This window comes from Faecalibacterium sp. IP-1-18 (assembly GCF_023347355.1).
GTDB lineage: Bacteria > Bacillota > Clostridia > Oscillospirales > Ruminococcaceae > Faecalibacterium > Faecalibacterium prausnitzii.
This window is the reverse complement of the sequence record NZ_CP094472.1, coordinates 1,918,428-1,938,853: the sequence shown is the minus strand read 5'-3', so window position 1 is coordinate 1,938,853 and position 20,426 is coordinate 1,918,428. Positions and strand designations below refer to the sequence as shown.

The window sequence follows — 20,426 nt, the reverse complement described above, 5'->3', positions numbered from 1 at the left end:
GTAACTGAAACAACACAGACGGAGGACTTTTTCTATGATCTACGATACCCTGAACAACCTGCCCAACTATCTGGGCGTAAGCGACAATCTGGACACCGTGATCGAGTACATCATGGCGCGGGATATCACCACCCTGCCTGCCGGGCGCACCCGCATCGATGGGGACAAGGCGGTGGTCACCGTGAGCACCGTCACGCCCCAGACCTCCGACAAGGCACTGTTCCAGCGGCACGACAATCACATTACGCTGGAGACTGACTTGGACGGCAGTGAGCTGTTTGAGGTAAGCCTTGCGGAGCTGACGCCCACCAAGCCAACCGATGAAGCCGCCGACACCACCGTAGGCACTGCCGGTACCAGCATTGCCGGAATGCTGTGCGAGGGACGCTTTGCCTTGTATCTGGCAGGGGAACCGTATAAATCCGGCCTGAAGGCGCAGGGCTGCGGAAAGCTGAAAAAAGCCGTGTTCAGCATTGAGCTGGACCCGGACGAGGAAGAAACGGAAGAATAACTGAAAGGAGACTTTCTGTATGGGATTTTTTGCTGTACTGGCTGCAAGTCTGTTTGCCGTATTTATTTTTACTGTATTCGGCGGCTATTCGCTGCTGCTCTGGTGTCAGCAGTCCCTGTGGATGGTCGTTCCTCCCGCGCTGGTGCTGGCCGTTCTGGTCTGGACATTTTTGAAAATGGACGATAAGATCACCGCCCTGCAAAAGCGGGTGGACGAGCTGGAAGCCGCACAAAAAAGCACGGAGAAGCTTGAAAAATAATACAGCGCCGCCCTTCGTAGAGAAACCTCTCTGCAAAGGACGGCGCTGCTTTTTTTGTGAACGCTTTCACGTTGGCCTGCCGGTGGTTACAGATTTAACAGAACATTCACCCGGAAGATCTGCTCCTCGGTCTCCAGATGCAGATTGCCGTTATATTTGTGCACTACCGTCTCGGCAGATACCAGCCCGATGCCGGTGCCCTCGTGCTTGGTGGAGCGCAGGATGCCCTGCTGTTTTTTCAGCATGCCGTCGTAACGGTTCTCCACCACAAGCCCCAGCATGGCGGGACTGAGCATCTGCGCCATCACCTGCACCCGGCGCTGCTCCGGCGGCAGCTTCTGGCTGGCGTGCAGGGCGTTTTCCAGCAGATTGCCCAGAATGGTGCACAGGTCGGCCTCCGGCATGGGAAGCTGCCGAGGCAGTGCCAGCTTCCACTCCACAGGAACGCTCTGCTGCCCGGCTGCATGGTCGTAATATCCGGCCAGTGCATCCACGGCGGCGTTGGCGCACAGGCTGGGGCGGTGCTCGCTGAGCTCGCTTTCATACTGGTGCAGATAGCTTTTCAGCTCCTCCAGCTGCCCGGTCTCGGTCAGTCCGGCAATCACATGCAGATGCTGCCGGAAGTCGTGCCGCAGACGGCGGGTGTTGTCCAGATAGGTCTGTAACTCCATGTACCGGCGGGATTCCATGGCCAGCAGCTGGTTTTCCCGGTCCAGCCGGGCATTGCGGGTAAACTCCCGGGCAACGCGGTACATCTCGTATAGCAGCAGAAAGATGCCGAACAGCGAGATGGATACCGCCAGCACCGAGATGATCTTCAGCCGCCCGACCAGCACCACGGCGGGGTTCAGCGGCATACAGTATACCAGAAAAACGGCATAGAGGGCGGGCAGCGGCCACGCAGATTGCCAGAAGGCTTCACCGCTGTACTCCCGCAGCAGCCACCGGCTCCACTGCACGGCGGTGAACCAGAACAGCACGGTGAGCATCGCGGCAAGGCCCAGCCGCAGCAGCGCCGTGGAGGCAAGGCAGACGGTCTGTGGGTTGGAGATCTCGGTCTGGGCGTTGAGCAGCGTCGACAGCAGGGAACACACCGCCATCATCACGGCAGAGATGGAAAACAGAAACGCGGTCTGGCTTACGGTCACTTCCGGCGTTACCCGCCAGCGCAGCAGCCAGAAGGAGACCAGCACGATGGCGGGCAGGAGAGAATTGCTGTTCAGCCCGAACACGGCGCAGAGCGCGGCGCAGCCGATGCACAGCAGGGTGATGCATCCGGCAGCGATGCAGGCGGTGCGCCTGGGGGTGCGCAGCTTTTCCCATAGGGATGCCAGACACAGAAACGCGCTGGGATACAGCAGCGCAAAATCCAGAAAATAACGGCCGAACAGAGCAAGATCCATGGCGGCTGCTCCTTTCCTCAGTGCAGCTCCTGCCGCATGTGGCGGAACTGGTATTGTGTAAAGTGGGCAAGCAGAGTGCATTTATCCTTCTGCCGTACCGGCAGGCGGGTGCCGTCCAAGATCTCGATGCAGTCCTCCCCGAACCGCAGCACCTTGTCCATGTTGATGATAACGCCTCGGTTGCAGCTCATAAAGTTTTCCCGTGCGGTAAGCTTTTCTTCGATCTGCGCAAAGCTGCACATGGCGCGGTACTCACCATCCTCGGTGGTGATAAGGACGTAGTGGTTCCGGGCAATGGCATACAGCACCTTGCGCAGCGGCAGCTGAATGCTTTGGCGGGCAATGCGAATCTCCAGTTCCGGCTCCTTACAACGCAGCGCCCGCCGCAGCTCGGCGGCAAGGTGCACGAATTTTTCCTCCTGATAGGGTTTGAGCAGGTAATCGAAGGGGTGCACCGGAAAGGCATCCCATACATATTCCGGCGAGGAGGTCACGAATACGATCAGCACCTCCGGGTCGGCCTGCCGCAGTCGGCGGGCGGTCTCGATGCCGTTGGTGCCCGCCATGCAGATATCCAGAAACACCACGGCGTATAAGCCGGGCTCTGCTGCGGCACGGAGAAAATCATCCCCGCAGGCAAACCATGTGCACTCGGCTTCGGGCAGCTGCTGTTGCAGCAACTCCTCCAGCCGCTGGGCGTCCGGGGTCTGATCCTCTACGATGGCGATTGGCAGTGCCATCCATACACCCTCTTTCTCCATTCATTGTTCCTTTATTATAGCATACTGCGGCGGGAAGGGCATCTGCTTTTTTGCACAAAACGCTCCATTTTGCGCGCCGAGCGCCGCCCTGCGCATCTGCAGCGGGCGACTGCCAAAAAGTTTTGGTTGACAGACGGGGCGAATCATGTTATTCTTTTGTTGATTTTGAGAGACGCCGCCTTGCAGAGTCTTTTCAAAGCAATTTACTCGGGACCGCCCAAACGGGGCTAAGGCCATACGGACAGCCGGGTCCACTGCCGACCGGCGGCGCAAGCTGCCATTATTGATTGAGTTTGAAGCTCAAATTTTATAAGTTGGTTCCTTTACAACCATGAAATTGCGCAGCCTATGCGCAGACTTGTGAAACGGTCAATAAGAGTAGTAAAAGTGTAGTTGCTATATAGACTCTCATCACCCCGTCTTTTTGGATCGCGAATAACGCGCAGCACCGGCACTTACGGCTGGGTGCTTTATCAGCGCGGAAAAAGCTGCTCCAAGCGCAGGTCTGCAGATTTGTGCAGTGTCTGCGCTTTTTTGTTGTGCAAAAAGAAGAACAGGGACGGAGGAAATGATGAACGAGAACAAAGCGCGTTCCCGGCTGGATCAGCGCCGTGCGCCCATTTACGAGGCGCTGGAGCGGTTCCGGCAGATGCGGGTGGTGCCTTTTGACGTGCCCGGCCACAAGCGAGGCCGCGGCAACCCGGAACTGACCGCTTTTCTGGGTCAGCAGTGCGTGGGCGTGGACGTGAACAGTATGAAGCCGCTGGATAACCTTTGCCACCCGGTGTCGGTCATCCGGGAAGCTGAGGAGCTTGCCGCTGATGCATTTGGCGCGGCACACGCCTTTTTAATGGTGGGCGGCACCACCAGCAGCGTGCAGAGCATGGTACTTACCGCCTGCAAGCGGGGCGATGAGATCATTCTGCCCCGCAACGTGCACCGCAGCGTGCTGAACGCGCTGGTGCTGTGCGGCGCGGTGCCGGTGTATGTGAACCCGGAGGTGGATAAGCGCCTGGGCATCTCGCTGGGCATGAAGCGGGAGCAGGTGGCAAAGGCCATCAAGGAGCACCCCAACGCTGTGGCTGTGCTGGTGAATAACCCCACCTACTACGGCATCTGCTCCGACCTGCGTGCCATCGTAAAAATGGCGCACGACGCCGGTATGCTCTGCCTTGCGGATGAAGCCCACGGCACCCACTTCTACTTTGGCGGCGGCCTGCCGGTTTCTGCCATGGCGGCGGGCGCGGATATGGCCTCGGTCTCCATGCACAAAAGCGGCGGCAGCCTGACCCAGTCCAGCCTGCTGCTCATCGGTCCCAACGTGCACCCGGGCTATGTGCGCCAGATCATCAACCTGACCCAGACTACCTCCGGCAGCTACCTGCTGATGTCCAGTCTGGATATCTCCCGCCGCAATCTGGCGCTGCGGGGACGGCAGGTGTTCCATCAGGTGGCAGACATTGCCGAGTACGCCCGCGAGGAGATCAACGCCGTAGGCGGTTACTACGCCTTTGGCAAGGAGCTGTGCAACGGCGATTCTGTTTTTGACTTTGACACCACCAAGCTCAGCGTCCATACGCTGGATATTGGTCTTGCCGGCATCGAGGTCTACGACATCCTGCGGGACGAGTATGACATTCAGATCGAGTTCGGCGATATCGGCAACATCCTTGCCTACCTGTCCATCGGCGACCGCCCGCAGGAGGTGGAGCGTCTGGTCAGTGCGCTGGCCGAGATCAAGCGCCGCTACCGCACCGATGGCTCGGGTCTGCTGAGTCAGGAATACATCGACCCCGTGGTGGCTGCCAGCCCGCAGGAGGCCTTCTATGCCCCCAAAAAGAGCCTGCCCCTGCGGGAGACCGAGGGCATGGTGTGCAGCGAGTTCGTCATGTGCTATCCCCCGGGCATCCCCATCCTTGCACCCGGCGAGCGCATCACCAAGGAGATCCTGAACTACATCGAGTACGCCAAGGCCAAGGGCTGCAGCATGACCGGCCCGGAGGACCCCGAAATTTTGCACCTGAATGTTCTGGCATAAGGAGGGAAAGAGATGGAATTTTGGTTTTCAGAGTTTCACACCCCGGATGTGAAGCACAGCATTCGTGTGAACAAGCAGCTCTACTCCAAGCAGAGCGATTATCAGCGCATTGATATCTTTGAGACCCCGGAGTTCGGCCGGGTGCTCACGCTGGACGGCAACGTGATGCTGACCGAGCGCGATGAGTTCATCTACGATGAAATGATCGTCCATGTGCCCATGGCGGTGCACAAGGAAGCCAAGGATATTCTGGTCATCGGTGCCGGAGACGGCGGCGTGGTGCGGGAGCTGACCCGCTACGACCGTGTGGAGCGCATCGACCTTGTGGAGATGGACCCGCAGGTGGTGGAGGCCTGCCGCGCTTACCTACCCAGCAATGCCTGCCGTATGGATGACCGTCGGGTGCATATCTATTTTGAGAATGCCTTGAAGTATATCCGCCGCTGCGAGGAGGAGTACGACCTTATCATTGTGGACTCCTCCGACCCCTTCGGCCCCTCTGAGGGTCTGTTCACCCGCGAGTTCTACGGCAGCTGCTTCAACGCCCTGAAAGAGGACGGCATCATGGTCAACCAGCAGGGCAGCCCCTTCTACGCCGAGGACGCCAGCGCCATGCAGCGCAGCCACAAGCGCATTGCATCCACCTTCCCCATCAGCCGGGTGTATCAGGCGCATATCCCCACCTTTGCGGCAGGGTACTGGCTGTTCGGCTTTGCAAGCAAAAAATACCATCCCATCGATGATCTGGACGCTGAATCGTGGAAGGCGCTGAATATGCGCACCCGCTACTACACCACCAAACTGCATATCGGAGCATTCTACCTGCCGGCTTTTCTGGAGGAGATGCTGCGGGAAGTGGAGGAACACTGATGCACCCCAACGTTGAGACCTTTATCGGCTGCGACAGCAGCTACCGCGCCGCCAGCATCGTGCTGTACGGTGCGCCTTACGATTCCACCACCAGCTACCGCCCCGGTGCACGGTTCGGCCCGGCGGCCATCCGGCACGAGAGCTACGGTCTGGAGACTTACAGCCCTTACCAGAACGCCGACCTGACCGATTTTGATGTGTTCGACAGCGGCGATCTGGAGCTGTGCTTCGGCTCCAGCGAGCTGGCACTGGCCGATATCGAGGCCCGGGCAGAGGAAATTTTGAAGGACGGCAAGTTCCCGCTGCTGCTGGGTGGCGAGCATTTGGTCACGCTGGGTGCGGTGCGTGCTGCGGTGAAGAAATACCCCGACCTGCACATCGTCCATTTCGACGCCCACGCCGACCTGCGGGACGACTATCTGGGCGCGAAGCTCAGCCACGCTTGTGTGCTGCGCCGCTGCCACGAGCTGGTAGGGGATGGCCACATCCATCAGTTCTGCATCCGCAGCGGCGACCGGGCAGAATTTGAGTTTGCTGCCCAGCACACCGAGATGCACAAGTTCGATTTTACCGGCCTTGCCGAGCTGACCGCACAGCTGTGCGAGAGCAAGGTGCCGGTGTACCTGACCATCGATCTGGACTGCCTTGACCCCTCCTGCTTCCCGGGCACCGGTACCCCGGAGGCTGGCGGCGTAAGCTTTTTGCAGCTGCTGGAGGCCATCCGCACTGTGACCAAGGCCAACATCATCGGTGCAGACCTGAACGAGCTTGCCCCCACGCTGGACACCACCGGCGTTTCCACCGCCACCGCCTGCAAGGTGCTGCGCGAGACCCTGATCGCGCTGGACAAGGGCTGGCCGGGCTTTCAGGTATAAATACGAACCTACCATTTTACAGATAAAGGAGTAACCGACATGAGCAAAGTTCTGATCATCGGCTGCGGCGGCGTGGCCTCTGTTGCCATCCATAAGTGCTGCCAGGTGCCCGAGGTGTTCACCGAGATCTGCATCGCCAGCCGTACCAAGGCAAAGTGCGATAAGCTGGCTGCTGAGCTGGCTCCCACCACTACTACCAAGATCACCACCGCACAGGTGGACGCAGACAAGGTGGAGGAGGTCATCGCCCTCATCAAGGCTTACCAGCCCGACCTCGTGATGAACATCGCCCTGCCTTATCAGGATCTGACCATCATGGACGCCTGCCTTGCCTGCGGCGTCAACTACATGGACACCGCCAACTACGAGCCCGAGAACACCGATGACCCGGAGTGGCGCGCCATCTACGAGAAGCGCTGCAAGGAGGCCGGCTTCTCTGCCTACTTTGATTACAGCTGGCAGTGGGCCTACGCCAAAAAGTTCGAGGAAGCCGGCCTGACCGCCCTGCTGGGCAGCGGCTTCGACCCGGGTGTGACCCAGGCTTACTGTGCCTATGCCAAAAAGCACGAGTTCGATACCATTGACACCATCGATATTCTGGACTGCAACGGCGGCGACCACGGCTATGCCTTTGCCACTAACTTTAACCCGGAGATCAACCTGCGCGAGGTGTCCGCTCCCGGCAGCTACTGGGAGAACGGCCACTGGGTAGAGATCCCGGCTATGAGCATCAAGCGGGAGTACAACTTCGATCAGGTGGGCGACAAGGATATGTACCTGCTGCACCACGAGGAGATCGAGTCTCTGGCAAAGAACATCCCGGAGGCAAAGCGCATCCGCTTCTTCATGACCTTTGGCCAGAGCTATCTGGACCACATGCGTTGTCTGGAGGACGTGGGCATGCTGTCCACCACCCCTGTCAACTTCAACGGACAGGAGATTGTGCCCATCCAGTTCCTCAAGGCTCTGCTGCCGGACCCCGCCAGCCTTGGCCCCCGTACCAAAGGCAAGACCAACATCGGCTGCATCTTTACCGGCAAAAAGGACGGCAAGGATAAGACCTACTATATCTACAACGTCTGCGACCATCAGGAGTGCTACAAGGAAGTGGGCTCTCAGGCTATCAGCTACACCACCGGCGTGCCCGCCATGTGCGGTGCCCTGATGCTGCTCACCGGCAAGTGGACCACCAAGGGCGTGCACACTGTCGAGGAGTTTGATCCCGATCCGTATCTGGATGCACTGGATAAGTACGGCCTGCCCCGCTCCGAGAGCCATAACCCGGCTCTGGTGGACTGATGCGGGTGCGCGACAGCCGCCCGCCCTTTGCGGGGCTGGCAAACCTGTCCGAGGCGCAGCTGCACCGCCTGCCCACCCCCTGCTATCTGCTGGACGAAGCCCAACTGTGCCGCAACGGCGAGATCCTGCTGGGTGTGCAGCAGCGCACCGGCTGCCGCATCCTGCTGGCGCAGAAGGCTTTTTCCAACTTTAACGTCTACCCGGTGCTGGCACCCTATCTGGCAGGTACCGAGGCCAGCGGCCTGTACGAGAGCCGCTTGGGCAGGGAAGAGCTGCCGGAGAAGGAGAACCATGTGTTCTGCGCCGCCTACCGGACAGATGAGTTTGAGGAATTGCTGCAATACGCCGACCACATCGTGTTCAACTCGCCCAGCCAGCTGGCAAAGTTCGGCCCGGCGGCAAAGGCGGCGGGCAAAAGCATCGGTCTGCGCATCAACCCGGAGTGCTCCACGCAGGAGGGTCATGAAATTTACGACCCCTGCGCCCCCGGCAGCCGTCTGGGCACCACCCGTGCTCAGTGGGACGCCGCTGTGGCAGCGCACCCGGAGCTGCCCGCCCTGTTGGACGGTCTGCACTTCCATACCCTGTGCGAGCAGGACGCCGATGCGCTGGCGGTAACGCTGGCCGCAGTGGAGAAAAAGTTTGCCGACCTGCTGCCCAGAATGCAGTGGCTCAATTTCGGCGGGGGACACCACATCACCCGCCCGGGCTATGCCCTTGCTACGCTGGAAAACTGCATCCTCTCGGTGCGGCAGAAGTACGGCGTACAGGTGTATTTGGAGCCCGGCGAGGCTTGGGCGCTGAATGCAGGCTATCTGGTCACTACCGTGCTGGACACCCTGCGCAACGGGGATACCAGTCTTGCCATTCTGGATATGTCCGCAGCCTGCCACACCCCGGATGTCATCGAGATGCCCTACCGCCCGCCGCTGCTGGACGCCGGCGAGGCAGGAGAGAAGGCGCACACCGTCCGGCTGGGCGGCCCCACCTGCCTTGCGGGGGATATCATCGGGGATTACAGCTTTGACACCCCCCTTGCCGAGGGCGATAAGCTCATTTTCGGCGATATGGCCATCTACACCACCTGCAAGAACAACACCTTCAATGGGATGCCCCTGCCGCCTATCTGGCTGCTGGGCGCAGACGGCAATTGCCGGGAGCTGGTGCACTTTGGCTATCAGGACTTCAAAATGCGCTTGGGCGCACAGTAAAATAAAAAGCGTTTGTCACGGCCTGCGGGCTGCGACAAACGCTTTTTTCATGAAAGGGGACGTAAGGTGAACGGCAGATAAAACAAAAAAGCACCACACGTTTCCGTGTAGTGCTTTCATTCTGGTGGAGATTACCGGGCCGATTCTGATCACGGTGACCCTCTTGCAGTCCATGCACGGCGCTCTCCCAGCTGAGCTAAACCCTCACTCGTTTGGCGTCAACAAAAAAGCACCACACATTTCTGTGTAGTGCTTTTTGTTTCTGGTGGAGATTACCGGGATCGAACCGGTGACCTCTTGCATGCCATGCAAGCGCTCTCCCAGCTGAGCTAAACCCCCAGATGTATGCTTTGTGCCTGACGACGTGTGTAATTATACCAGCCGGAGGGACGCTTGTCAACAGTTTTTTGAAAATTTTTTGCAGCAAAAGATCCCCGCAGGGCGTGTACCCGGCGGGGATCGAAAAAGCGGGGGAGTGCTCTTTTGGGAAAAACTACGCCTTAGCGTGCCTGACGGTCAAAGATCTGCGGAGCCACACGGCACAGCAGCACAGCGGCCACCATGGTGAGCAGGGTCTCGGGCAGCATATAGCTGCCGTTGTAGGTCAGGCTGTAAGTCCATGCGGCCAGACCATCATTCAGGTTGCCCCACACCAGCACGCCGGACAAAAAGCTGCACATAAAGCGCAGGAAACCGGCGGCAAAGGTGCCCACGGCTACGCCCACGGTGCGGTTCTTGAAGGGGCGGGCGAACAGCTCGGCCAGACCCAGTGCCATAAAGGCCAGCACATAGTCCAGCAGCACCTCGCCGAGGAAGTAGAGGAAGGTGGAAGCGGGAGGAGGGTAGAAGCCCATGATCATTTGCAGGCAGGCGTTTACAAAGCCGGTGAATAGTCCCCACTTTGCACCGTGGCGGAAGGACACCAGCACAAAGGGCAGCATACTCAGCAGGGTAATGCTGCCGCCGTTGGGCATGGTGAAGAACTTGATGTTGGAAAGCACCGTGCCAATGGCGATCATCAGGGCGCATTCCACCAGAATACGGGTCTTGGAATAGGTTTTGGACATGATGAAAAGATTCCTCTCTCATAATAGTACACAAAAACAAAATGCGTCTGCTGGCAGCAGACGCATGGAGGTTTGTTGAACGTACCGGACGGTTCCGCAAACTCCCTACGCCGGCATTGCCCGGATCAGGTAAAGGGTACTCCGCGCTATGCGGATCTCAGCCTTACGGCGCCCCTGTTTTTATGTCCGCCCACAGTATACGCGCCGGGAGACAAAAAGTCAAGTCCGCAGACATAATCCGCCCCGGCGGCGCGTATGTTATACCATTGCAAAGCTGGAACGCAGGGAGGCGGGATATGAAAGCCGATCCGGAACAGCGCGCCGTGCAGCTGGGGGAGTACATTGCCGCCCACAACGCCACGGTGCGTGCAGCGGCGGCTGCGTTCGGGTGCAGCAAGTCCACCGTGCACAAGGACGTTGCCGTGCGGCTGCGCAGCATCAGCCCTGCGCTGTACGGGCAGGTGCGCGCCGTGCTGGCCCGCAACAAGGCCGAGCGCCACCTGCGGGGCGGGGCTGCCACCCGGCGCAGATACAGCCGCCGCTGAAGCCCAAAAAAGACCGCTGCACTGCGCAGCGGTCTTTTTTGCTGAGAGGGTTTTCAAGCGGCTGCTTTCATCCCCCGGTGTGAAACTGCTGCAACGCGCCTTTTTCCAGCCGGCTTACCTGCGCCTGACTGATGCCGATCTCCTGCGCCACCTCCATCTGGGTCTTACCGCGCAGATATCGCAGCTCCATGATGCGCTTTTCCCGGGGCGAAAGGGCGGCTACCGTATCGCGGAACTGCAACCCGCTGATCCAGCTTTCCTCGCTGTCCGGGTCCCGCACCTGGTCGATCACATACATGGCATCGCCGCCGTCGGTGTACACCGGCTCGTCAAGGCTGAGCGGCTCCACCACCGATTCCAGCGCGGCGGTCACCTCGCGCCGGGCAAGTCCCGCTGCGGTGGCGATCTCGTCCATGGTTGGCTCGCGCCCCAGCTGCTTTTCCAGCGTTTCCCGCGCCTGCATGGCGCGGTAGGCGGTGTCCCGCAGGGTGCGGCTTACCCGCAGGGCGTTGTTGTCCCGCAGAAACCGCCGGATCTCCCCGATGATCATGGGCACGCCGTAGGTAGAAAACCGCACCGGCTGTGCGGGGTCAAAGTTGTCGATGGCCTTGATCAGCCCGATGCACCCCACCTGAAACAGATCGTCCAGATTTTCGCCCCGCTGGGCAAACCGCTGCACTACGCTGAGCACCAGCCGTAGGTTGCCCTCCACCATCCGCGCCCGGGCGGCTTTGTCCCCGGCGTGGGCAAGGGTGAGCAGCTGCCGCTTTTCCGCCTCGGTCAGCACAGGCAGCTGCCCTGTGTTCACACCGCATAGCTCCACCTTGTTGTACATCCAAACGCCCCCGGTCTTTTAGCTTTACCGGAAGTATGGCTCTGCGCGCCGGGCGCTATGCGTGGAAAAAATTGTGCGCCCCTCCGCAAAAGAGGGGCGCATTATAGACAAAGCTGTAATTTTATGGTATGCACCAGCGGCTACTCGCTTTCAAGGCGGGCTTTCAGGGTGCGGATGATGCGCTTTTCCAGCCGGGAGATGTAACTCTGGCTGATGCCAAGGGCATCGGCGGCTTCCTTCTGGGTGCGCTCCACGCCGTCGGTAAGGCCGAAACGCAGTTCCATGATCTGCCGCTCCCGTGCCGAGAGCGCCGCTACGGCGCTGCGCAGCACCGCGCGCTCGGCGTCCTGCTCCAGCTGCTGGCTTACCGCGTTGGCATCGCTGCCAAGGATGTCCGAGAGCAGCAGCTCGTTGCCATCGCCGTCCACGTTCAAAGGCTCGTCGATGCTGGCCTCCTGCCGGCGGTTGGAGCTTTTGCGCAGGTACATCAGGATCTCGTTGCCGATGCAGCGGCTGGCGTAGGTGGCCAGCTTGATGCTGCGGGCAGGGGTGAAGGTGTTTACCGCCTTGATCAGCCCGATGGTGCCAATGCTTACCAAGTCCTCGGCGGGCACACCGCTGTTCTCGTACTTTTTGGCCAGATACACCACCAGCCGCAGGTTGTGGGTGATCAGCTCCTCGCGGGCGGCAGCGTCCCCGGCAGCCATGCGGTCAAGCAGGGCTTTTTCCTGCTCGGGGGTAAGGGGCGGGGGCAGGCTTGGCCCGCCCGCCAGATAATGCACCGCGCCGCAGTAGCGCAAACGCCCCCACAGCCGCTGCCAGACCTTGCGGAAAAACTGCAACATGGATATCCCTCCTGTGCACTATTTATTATATGTATTATAAGGAAACTGCATCAGGGAGGGCTGAACCCTCTCAGTCACGGCTTACGCCGTGCCGGCTCCCCCAAAGGGGGAGCTTTTTTGCCATGACGGAAAAAGTATCGGATGAATGATAAAAGATTACGGCAATGCTATAAGCTCTCCCTCCGGGAGAGCTGGCGCGGGAGCGCCTGAGAGGGCGGAAAACTCCTACACCCCCACCTCCTCCGCCACGTCGTCCCCCAACAGCAGCGTCCATGCGCCGGTGGGGGCGTCCGGGGCGCAAAAGGCCGCCAGCAGGCCGGGCACGCGGCGCTGCCCACGGCACAGCGCGGCGGGCACGGCGGGCAGCAGGCAATGGCCGGTAACGGCGGCGCAGGGTACAAACTGCACCCTCAGCCCCGGAGGCGGGGCAGTGCCGGAGGCAAACCAGCTGTCTAAGTAGGCGCGCAGCGGTGCGGGCAGCCGGCTGCGCAACGGCGGGTACTGCACCAGCACCACCCGCCGCCCAGCAAGGGGGTCTTGCAGGGTAAAGCCGGTGTCGTGGTAGGCCTGTACCGGCACTGTTGCCCCCGCAATTTGCAGCACAGCGGCAAAGCAGCCCCGCTGCGGGCGGCCAAACACCGCCAGCAGCCCGCGCAACAGTCCGTACACCCCGGCGCAGCAGAGCAAAAGCTGCCCCGGGCGCACCGGTAAAAGCACGCTCAGGTTGTTGGCCTGTACCCCGGGCAGCACCACCGCGCCGCACAGCAGGCCGTTCAGCGCCGCATACCATCCGCACAGCCGGGCAAAGCTGCGCGCCCCGGACACGCCGTAGCACACCGCCACCACCCCGCAGCAGCTGGCGATTTTATATAGTACCGCCAGCGGGGCGGGCCACGGAGGGGCCAGCAGGACAAGGGTGCTGACCGCAGCCGCCGCGCTGCCCGCGCACAGCCGCAGCCCGGTGCAGCTGCGCCCGCATAAAAGCCCCGCGCCCAGCAGCAGCGCGGCGGCTGCGGCAAAGTTTACCAGCAGCAATTCGTCCACAAAAACAACTGTTTTCATTGCAAAGCACCGCCTTATGGTTCTGGTAGTCTATTTTTCACAAATTTGCGAAAAAACTTGTCACACCAGAAAAACCCGCATGAACAGTGCAGTTTTGCTACAAAAGCCGGGACGATGTTTCACAGTTTTTACACTTTTTTCAAAAAAGTACTTGAACATTTCTGGAAAGTGTGGTATATTATTGCCATCCTAATAAGGATTGAGCCGGAAACACCGGTTCGAAAATATTTTTTCTATTTTTGAAGGGAGTAATTCATTATGATGATGCCTGCAAATTTCTCTGCTGTGTCTGAGAACGAGATGACCTACGTTATGGGTGGTAGCGTTGCTGACTACCTGGCACCCGCTATGGGCGCTGCTCAGTGGCAGAACTTCCACAAGAACCTGATTACCATCGTTGGTAACAAGTACGTTCAGGGCTTCCTGGACAACACCGTTGGCGCTGTGTTCAGCGGCACCTGGACCCCCGGCGACGGCCTGACCGGCTTCGGCGGCCAGTTCAGCAAGATCTGGAAGGACAACTACACCGATAATGTGACCGGTGAGTCCACTGGCGCTCAGAAGTTCGGCTACGGCGCTCTGGGCGTTGTGAACAGCATCCTGAACGTTGCTGGCAACCTGGCTGCTATCTACAACCTGGGCTTCGGCACCGCTAAGAACATCGTTGGCGAGGGCGTCTACAAAGCTTAAGTAATCAGCTTGACTGATAGGCTCATGCTTGCGTGACTGTACCCCTAGGGGTGCAGGGAACATACTAGCATAATAACACCCCCGTAGGCTTATGCCTGCGGGGGTGTTTTTTTATCCCTTAAGTCTCGCTGCGCTCGCCAGCTCCTCCAATAGGGACGCCTTTTGCACTGCCGGAAAGTTTGCTATCACCGCCCAAAGCCGTCCCCTTGGACAGACTCTCCCCGGCCGGGGAGAGATGTCGCGTTGGCGACAGAGTGGGGAGCGGGTGGCTGCGAACGAAGTGAGCAGACGGAAGGGGTGCACTCCGGGAAGTCGCTAACTGGAAAAACGAGACTGAGAGGGTTTTCCCACGTTCACACTTCTTTTACCAGTCTGTTACTTTCCGTTTTATGCGGTTTGTGGTATACTATGGTCAACATGGGTCACCATGGCAACATTGAAACAGACAGGATGTGAAATCCTCTTATGAAAGATGGTTTTTTAAAGGCGGCTGCTTTTTCGCCCGCGCTGCGGGTGGCAGACTGCACCTATAATGCACAGCAGATGCTGACACAGCTGCAAACTGCCGCGCAGCGGGGGGTAAAGCTGGCGGTTTTCCCGGAGTTTTGCCTTACCGGCTACACCTGCGGCGATTTGTTTTTGCAGCGCACCTTGCAGCAGGGCGCACTGGATGCGCTGGAGTGGCTGCTTGCGCAGACCCGCGCACTGGACACCGTAGTGCTGGTTGGCTTGCCGCTGCTGGTGCACGGCAAGCTGTACAACTGCGCTGCCGTGCTGTGCCGCGGGCAGCTGTTGGGCGTTGTGCCCAAGACCTACCTGCCCAACTACGGCGAATTCTACGAAAAGCGGCAGTTCACCCCCGGCAGCACCGAGGTACAGACGGTGACCGTCTGCGGGCAGCAGGTGCCCTTTGGTACGTCGCTGCTGTTCCGCTGCCGCCAGATGCCCAGCTTTGTGCTGGGCGTGGAGCTGTGCGAGGACTTGTGGAGCGCCCTGCCGCCCTCCACCTTCCACGCACTGGCGGGCGCGACCGTCATTGCAAACCTTTCTGCCAGCGATGAGACCGTGGGTAAGGCGGAGTACCGCCGCGCACTGGTGGCAAACCAGTCTGCCCGGCTGCTGTGCGGCTACCTGTACGCCTCGGCAGGGCACGGCGAAAGCACCACCGACATGGTGTTTGCCGGGCATGACCTCATCGCTGAGGACGGCAGCATCCTTGCCGAGACTGCGCCCTTTGCGGGCGACCACGCCGAGACCGAGCTGGACTGCCAGCGCATGGAGGCCGAGCGTGCCCGCAACACCAGCTTTGAGCACACTGCCGAGGGCTACATCACGGTGGAATTTGACCTTACACCGGAGGAAACGGTGCTCACCCGCCGCATTGACCCCGCACCCTTTGTGCCCGGTGACCCGCAGCGCCGCGCCGCCCGCTGCGAGCTGATTTTGAAGATGCAGGCCGACGGCCTTGCCAAGCGGTTGGAGCACGCCCACGCAAAAACAGCGGTCATTGGCATTTCCGGCGGCTTGGACAGCTGTCTTGCCCTGTTGGTGGCAGTGCGCGCCATGAAGCAGCTGCACCGCTCCGCCGCCGATGTGCTGGCGGTGACCATGCCCTGCTTTGGCACCACCAAGCGCACCCGCAGCAACGCCGAAATTTTGTGCGGGGAGCTGGGCGTAAGCTTTCAGGAGATACGCATTGCCGGCACCGTGCGCAGCCACTTTGCCGATATCGGGCAGGACGAGACCGTGCTGGATGTCACCTTTGAAAACGGGCAGGCACGGGTGCGCACGCTGGAGCTGATGGACCTCGCCAACCGCACCGGCGGCCTTGTGGTGGGCACGGGCGACCTTTCGGAGCTGGCGCTGGGCTGGGCGACCTACAACGGCGACCACATGAGCATGTACGGCGTGAATGCCGGTGTGCCCAAAACGCTGGTGCGCTATCTGGTGCAGTACGAAGCTGAGACTGCTGCCACCGCTGCTTTGCACGATGTGCTGCTGGATATTCTTGATACCCCGGTGTCGCCGGAGCTGCTGCCCGCCAAGGACGGCGAGATCGCACAGATCACCGAGGACTTGGTGGGCCCCTACGAGCTGCACGATTTTTACCTGTATTATGTACTGCGCTGCGGTTTTGGCCCGGCAAAGATCTACCGGCTGGCAAAGGCGGCCTTTGCAGGCAGAGCAGAGTACACGGATGCCGTGCTGTACAAGTGGCTGCGCAACTTCTACTGGCGCTTTTTTGCTCAGCAGTTCAAGCGCAGCTGCCTGCCGGACGGCCCCAAGGTGGGCAGCGTGACCCTTTCGCCCCGGGGCGACTGGCGCATGCCCAGCGATGCCTGCGCCACCCTTTGGCTGGCAGAGCTGGAGCAGCTCAAGCCCGGGGAGCAGTAAGCCATGAAGAACAAAAAGCTTTTGACCAATATCCTGTTTGCGGTGGTGGTGCTGGCCATCGCAGCGGTGCTGCTGGCCGTGCGCAGCCACAATGCCACCGGCGGAAAACTGACTGCACAGCTGATTTACGGCGACAACAACGCTGTGATGGACATTCCGTTGGAAAAGGACGAAACTTACAGTGTGGACACCGGTTATTATACGGTGCATATAGAGGTAAAGGACGGCAGGGCGCGGTTTATTGAATCGCCCTGCCCGGATCACATCTGCGAGGGCTTTGGCTGGCTGTCGGCGGAGGATCAGACCGCCACCTGCCTGCCTGCCCGCGCCGTGCTGACCATCGTTCCGGTGGGCTGAAAAAAGGAGTATTCTCATGTTGGACGAAAACGAGCATTCCCGCAAGGAGGACGGTCGTTCCCTGCATCGTCTTTTGCACAAGGCTGAGCAGCAGGACGCCACTGTAGTGGTGGACAGCGCCGCGTTTTTCTCGGAGCTGCCGCCGGAGCAGGCTCCACCGCCCCGCCGCCCGCAGCAAAACACCCGCCGCAACACTGCTGGCGGGGAGAATGGGGCGTACCAGCCCCCGAAACGAGGGAAGATCTTGCTGATCGTACAGGCAATTTTAAGCGTTCTGGCGCTGGTGCAGCTGTGGCGCACCCAGATGCTGCCGGTGCTGTATCTGGTGGTGCTGGCGGCGCTGCTGGTGCTGCTGTGGCTGCTGGTCAAGCGCTGTCAGGAGTACAAAACTGCAGGCACAGTGTCCCGGGTGTTCTCGGTGGTGCTGTGCGCCGCCATGGCGGTGGGCTGCGTGTGGGCGCAGCAGGGCCTCGACGCGCTGGGCAATATGACCAACGGTTTTTTGAGCAACGCCGAGGCTAATAAGATCACCAAAGAGCCTTTTGTGCTGTACCTGAGCGGCGTGGACACCCGCGGCGATCTGACCGAAAAAGCGCGCAGTGATGTGAATATCATTGCTGCAGTGAACCCCGTTACCAAGCAGGTGGTGCTGATCAACACCCCGCGCGATTATTATGTGGACCTTGCCGGAACAAACAGCAAGGATAAGCTGACCCACGCCGGGCTTTACGGTGTGCAGACCAGCATGGACACCCTCGGCAACCTGTACGGTGTGAACGTGGAGCACTATATCCGCATCAATTTTGCAGGGTTTATCGACATTGTTGATGCGCTGGGCGGTGTGGACGTGTATTCCGATCAGGCGTTCACCTCGGTGGGCAGCCCCGGTTACTACGACCCCACCACCTTTGTGGAGGGCTGGAACCATCTGGATGGCAAGGCTGCGCTGGCTTTTGCCCGCGAGCGCCACGCCTTTAAGACCGGCGATGTGCAGCGCGGCATCAACCAGATGAAGGTGATCGATGCCATGCTGAACAAGATCAAGTCCCCGGCGCTGCTGATGGGCTTTACCAAAATTCTGGACGCTGTTGCCGACAGCTTTGTCACCAGCCTTTCTACCAACCAGATCAGCGCGCTGGTGCGCATGCAGCTGAGCGATTTTGCAGAGTGGAATATTGAACGCTATACCGTTACTGGAACCTCCGGCAGCAGCACCAAGTGCTACTCTGCCAAGGGGCAGAAGCTCTATGTCATGAAGCCGGACGAAGCCTCTGTGGCAAAGGCCAAAGAGATGATCGCGGCGGTGATGGGCGGCGAAGGCACGGTAAGTTCCACCACCCAGACCCCGGAAAAGACGGATGTGTACACCCCCACCACCGACCCCGATGCCGCCGTCTCTGTGCCCGAGACGCCCGCCGACAGCGTGATCGTGGAAGTGCCGGCGGAAAGCGTGCCGGAGCAGGCTGCAGAGCAGCCCGCTGAGCAGCCGGCAGAGCAGCCCGCGGAAACGCCCGCCGAGCAGCCCGCTGCCACCGAGACGCCCCAGCCGGAAACGACTGCTCCCGCCGAGGGCGGCAGCACCGAGACGCCCGCCGTCAGCCTGCCCACGCAGGAGCAGGTGGAGCAGGCCGCAGGCTCGCTGTACAGCGCCGCCTCCACCGTGCTGGACGCCATCTTGGGCGCAAGCGGGAACTGAGCAACCCCTTTCCGTGAAAAGGCAACCTGGGAAAATCCGCAGATTTTCCCGGGTGCAATTAAAAATGATTATGCCGCTGAATATGCCCAAAGCGCACGCAGCGGGCATTTTCAATAGTCTTGTATGCAACAAAGAGGTCACTGCACAAATCCTGTGCGGTGGCCTCTTTTTACGTTGCTGCAACAAAAAAGCTGCCTGCAGCAGCAGACAGCGCAAAAACACAAAAGGGAAAACGAGATAGACCGTAAGCCGGGTTCTGTATTAAACGACGATCTGTCTAGGCCTGCCATTGCTGACAGGCTCGTGCCGCCTTCGGGACACGCGAGCAGCGCTGTACGTCCCATATAGGCGTTGCTTCCGGTAGGGTTTACAAAGCCGCATGGTCACCCATGCGCTGGTGAGCTCTTACCTCGCCGTTTCATCCTTACCGCATTGCTGCGGCGGTTTGTTTTCTGTTGCACTTTCCCTAAGGTCACCCTCGGCTGCCGTTAGCAGTTACCGTGCTCTGTGAGGCCCGGACTTTCCTCAGAGCGGTCAAAGCCGCCCCGCCGCCGTATGTTCCACTCGTTTTCCGTTCCTCATGATACCATAAAAAAGTAAGATTTGCAAGTGAAACGGATTTTTGTTATAATAACATTTGTGTTTTTGTGAATTTTGCAGGGGGAGGGCAGGCCATGCAGCTGTATTTTGCCGTGCCGGATACGGCCACCACCCACGATGGGGTGCTGGTGCGCAGCTTTCTGCGCCAGTGTGCCGTCTCTACGGATCTTGCCCGGGCGGTCAAGTTCCGGGGCGGCGGCTTTTTTGCGGACGGCGTGCCTGTGTTGGCAAACCGGCGCATCTACCCCGGGCAGATGCTCTCCTTTGCCCTGCCGCCGGAGGGGGATGGCGTGACCCCGCAGCCGGAGATCCCGGTCAACGTGGTCTACGAGGATGCCTTTGCGGTGGTGCTGGAAAAGCCGCCGCAGCTGGCGGTGCACCCCACCCTGAACTACCCCGGAGGCACATTGGCCAACGGCTACGCGGCGTGGGCGGCTGCCCACGGCCACAGCCCGGTTTTCCGCCCGGTGAACCGCATCGATAAGGACACCAGCGGCCTTGTACTGGCGGCCAAAAACGCCTACGCCGCGCCGCTGTTGGCGGGCGGAGTGACAAAGCTGTATTATGCCATCGCGCAGGGCGCGCTGCCGCTGGGGGAAGGAGCAATCGATGCACCCATCGGCCGCCGGGGCGATAGCATCATCGGGCGCTGCGTTACCCCCGAGGGCAAGCCCAGCCGCACCGAGTATACTATTATAAGGGAAGAAAACGGCCTTAGCCTTGCAGCCTGCGTGCCGGTGACCGGGCGCACCCATCAGATCCGGGTGCACTTTGCGTCCATCGGCCATCCTCTTGCCGGGGATGATCTTTACGGCGGCAGCCGGGAGCGCATTGCCCGGCAGGCGCTGCACTGCGCCAGGCAAAGCTTTGCCGTGCCTGTATACACCCCGCTGCCGGATGGCATCCGGGTGGAAATGCCTTTGCAGCTGCGCACCGTCACGGTGGAAAGCCCGCTGCCGCCGGATATGGAAGCGCTCTTTTCGTGAAAACTGCGTGAAAAAATAGCCAAATTTTATGTAAGCGCTTGTTTCAAACCATGCAAAGTGTATAATAAAAAGAGAGCGTATTGTGTACAGGCCCTGTTGGCCTTTTGAACAGGGGAACGTAC

At 59.9% G+C, this 20,426-nt stretch carries 19 protein-coding genes, 2 tRNA genes, 1 other RNA gene and 1 riboswitch; of the genes, 13 read left to right on the top strand and 9 right to left on the bottom strand.

Going from position 1 to position 20,426, the window contains the following annotated elements; translation table 11 throughout:
• Positions 1 to 34 precede the first annotated feature (34 nt).
• Both MTP43_RS09090 and MTP43_RS09085 read left to right on the top strand, forming a co-directional pair.
• On the top strand, positions 35 to 511 hold the full coding sequence (locus tag MTP43_RS09090) for a YhcH/YjgK/YiaL family protein (protein ID WP_015537814.1): 477 nt from the start codon (positions 35 to 37) through the stop codon (positions 509 to 511).
• 19 nt (positions 512 to 530) lie between these two features.
• Positions 531 to 770: a hypothetical protein gene (locus tag MTP43_RS09085; RefSeq protein ID WP_005923171.1), complete on the top strand. Its 240-nt coding sequence runs from the start codon at positions 531 to 533 to the stop codon at positions 768 to 770.
• A gap of 86 nt (positions 771 to 856) precedes the next feature.
• On the opposite strand, the gene MTP43_RS09080 is transcribed toward MTP43_RS09085, so the two are convergent.
• Entirely contained in the window at positions 857 to 2,173 is a 1,317-nt protein-coding gene (locus MTP43_RS09080) for a sensor histidine kinase (RefSeq protein WP_113621179.1), read from the bottom strand.
• A 17-nt stretch (positions 2,174 to 2,190) separates the two neighbouring features.
• Positions 2,191 to 2,913, bottom strand: coding sequence for a LytR/AlgR family response regulator transcription factor (locus tag MTP43_RS09075; protein WP_015537817.1), 723 nt, complete (start codon positions 2,911 to 2,913; stop codon positions 2,191 to 2,193).
• A 592-nt stretch (positions 2,914 to 3,505) separates the two neighbouring features.
• Between MTP43_RS09075 and MTP43_RS09070 the strand changes: the two genes are divergently transcribed.
• From MTP43_RS09070 to MTP43_RS09050, 5 genes are read left to right on the top strand one after another with little or no spacing between them, the layout of a single operon-like run.
• Positions 3,506 to 4,972, top strand: a complete 1,467-nt coding sequence (locus MTP43_RS09070) for an aminotransferase class I/II-fold pyridoxal phosphate-dependent enzyme (protein WP_015537818.1) — start codon at positions 3,506 to 3,508, stop codon at positions 4,970 to 4,972.
• A gap of 12 nt (positions 4,973 to 4,984) precedes the next feature.
• Positions 4,985 to 5,842, top strand: a complete 858-nt coding sequence (gene speE / locus MTP43_RS09065) for a polyamine aminopropyltransferase (protein ID WP_005923185.1) — start codon at positions 4,985 to 4,987, stop codon at positions 5,840 to 5,842.
• Positions 5,842 to 6,717, top strand: coding sequence for an agmatinase (gene speB, locus MTP43_RS09060; RefSeq protein ID WP_015537819.1), 876 nt, complete (start codon positions 5,842 to 5,844; stop codon positions 6,715 to 6,717). Before speE ends, speB begins: the two co-directional genes overlap by 1 nt.
• Before the next feature lie 39 nt (positions 6,718 to 6,756).
• Positions 6,757 to 8,016: a saccharopine dehydrogenase family protein gene (locus tag MTP43_RS09055; RefSeq protein ID WP_005923191.1), complete on the top strand. Its 1,260-nt coding sequence runs from the start codon at positions 6,757 to 6,759 to the stop codon at positions 8,014 to 8,016.
• Positions 8,016 to 9,227 (top strand): carboxynorspermidine decarboxylase, encoded by a 1,212-nt coding sequence (locus tag MTP43_RS09050; RefSeq protein WP_113621177.1) that lies wholly within the window; start codon positions 8,016 to 8,018, stop codon positions 9,225 to 9,227. Before MTP43_RS09055 ends, MTP43_RS09050 begins: the two co-directional genes overlap by 1 nt.
• A gap of 122 nt (positions 9,228 to 9,349) precedes the next feature.
• Here MTP43_RS09050 and MTP43_RS09045 read toward each other — a convergent pair.
• The 3 genes from MTP43_RS09045 to thiT all read right to left on the bottom strand — a co-directional run bounded on the left by MTP43_RS09045 (position 9,350) and on the right by thiT (position 10,294).
• Positions 9,350 to 9,433: transfer RNA gene (locus tag MTP43_RS09045), tRNA-Ser, on the bottom strand.
• A gap of 57 nt (positions 9,434 to 9,490) precedes the next feature.
• A tRNA-Ala gene (locus MTP43_RS09040) sits at positions 9,491 to 9,566 on the bottom strand.
• A 161-nt stretch (positions 9,567 to 9,727) separates the two neighbouring features.
• Entirely contained in the window at positions 9,728 to 10,294 is a 567-nt protein-coding gene (thiT, locus tag MTP43_RS09035; RefSeq protein WP_005923196.1) for an energy-coupled thiamine transporter ThiT, read from the bottom strand.
• 85 nt (positions 10,295 to 10,379) lie between these two features.
• Positions 10,380 to 10,480: riboswitch (TPP riboswitch) on the bottom strand.
• Positions 10,481 to 10,590: 110 nt separating this feature from the next.
• Here thiT and MTP43_RS09030 point away from each other — a divergent pair.
• The gene (locus tag MTP43_RS09030) at positions 10,591 to 10,839 is read left to right on the top strand and encodes a sporulation transcriptional regulator SpoIIID (protein ID WP_015537824.1); all 249 of its coding nucleotides are present in this window, start codon (positions 10,591 to 10,593) and stop codon (positions 10,837 to 10,839) included.
• A gap of 67 nt (positions 10,840 to 10,906) precedes the next feature.
• Here the strand turns inward: MTP43_RS09030 and sigG are convergent, their stop codons facing one another.
• From sigG to MTP43_RS09015, 3 genes are all read right to left on the bottom strand, one after another.
• On the bottom strand, positions 10,907 to 11,674 hold the full coding sequence (gene sigG / locus MTP43_RS09025; RefSeq protein WP_113621176.1) for an RNA polymerase sporulation sigma factor SigG: 768 nt from the start codon (positions 11,672 to 11,674) through the stop codon (positions 10,907 to 10,909).
• 140 nt (positions 11,675 to 11,814) lie between these two features.
• Positions 11,815 to 12,519 carry an RNA polymerase sporulation sigma factor SigK gene (gene sigK / locus MTP43_RS09020; protein ID WP_005923202.1) on the bottom strand — a complete coding sequence of 235 codons (705 nt, stop codon included), beginning with the start codon at positions 12,517 to 12,519 and terminating at the stop codon, positions 11,815 to 11,817.
• Positions 12,520 to 12,744: 225 nt separating this feature from the next.
• Complete coding sequence (locus MTP43_RS09015; protein WP_112121214.1) at positions 12,745 to 13,581, bottom strand: sigma-E processing peptidase SpoIIGA; 837 nt, start codon at positions 13,579 to 13,581, stop codon at positions 12,745 to 12,747.
• 258 nt (positions 13,582 to 13,839) lie between these two features.
• Here MTP43_RS09015 and MTP43_RS09010 point away from each other — a divergent pair, with 258 nt between their 5' ends.
• The 4 genes from MTP43_RS09010 to MTP43_RS08995 all read left to right on the top strand — a co-directional run bounded on the left by MTP43_RS09010 (position 13,840) and on the right by MTP43_RS08995 (position 18,718).
• The gene (locus tag MTP43_RS09010; RefSeq protein WP_015537825.1) at positions 13,840 to 14,271 is read left to right on the top strand and encodes a hypothetical protein; all 432 of its coding nucleotides are present in this window, start codon (positions 13,840 to 13,842) and stop codon (positions 14,269 to 14,271) included.
• A gap of 465 nt (positions 14,272 to 14,736) precedes the next feature.
• On the top strand, positions 14,737 to 16,665 hold the full coding sequence (locus MTP43_RS09005) for an NAD(+) synthase (protein WP_113621175.1): 1,929 nt from the start codon (positions 14,737 to 14,739) through the stop codon (positions 16,663 to 16,665).
• A gap of 3 nt (positions 16,666 to 16,668) precedes the next feature.
• The gene (locus MTP43_RS09000; protein WP_113621174.1) at positions 16,669 to 17,022 is read left to right on the top strand and encodes a NusG domain II-containing protein; all 354 of its coding nucleotides are present in this window, start codon (positions 16,669 to 16,671) and stop codon (positions 17,020 to 17,022) included.
• Between the two features lie 16 nt (positions 17,023 to 17,038).
• A complete protein-coding gene (locus MTP43_RS08995) occupies positions 17,039 to 18,718 on the top strand; it encodes an LCP family glycopolymer transferase (RefSeq protein ID WP_015537828.1) in 1,680 nt (559 codons plus the stop codon).
• Positions 18,719 to 18,947: 229 nt separating this feature from the next.
• Here MTP43_RS08995 and rnpB read toward each other — a convergent pair.
• Positions 18,948 to 19,285: RNase P RNA component class A (gene rnpB / locus MTP43_RS08990), an RNA gene on the bottom strand.
• Positions 19,286 to 19,392: 107 nt separating this feature from the next.
• Between rnpB and MTP43_RS08985 the strand changes: the two genes are divergently transcribed.
• The gene (locus MTP43_RS08985; protein WP_154265489.1) at positions 19,393 to 20,304 is read left to right on the top strand and encodes an RluA family pseudouridine synthase; all 912 of its coding nucleotides are present in this window, start codon (positions 19,393 to 19,395) and stop codon (positions 20,302 to 20,304) included.
• The last annotated feature ends 122 nt before the right edge of the window (positions 20,305 to 20,426 follow it).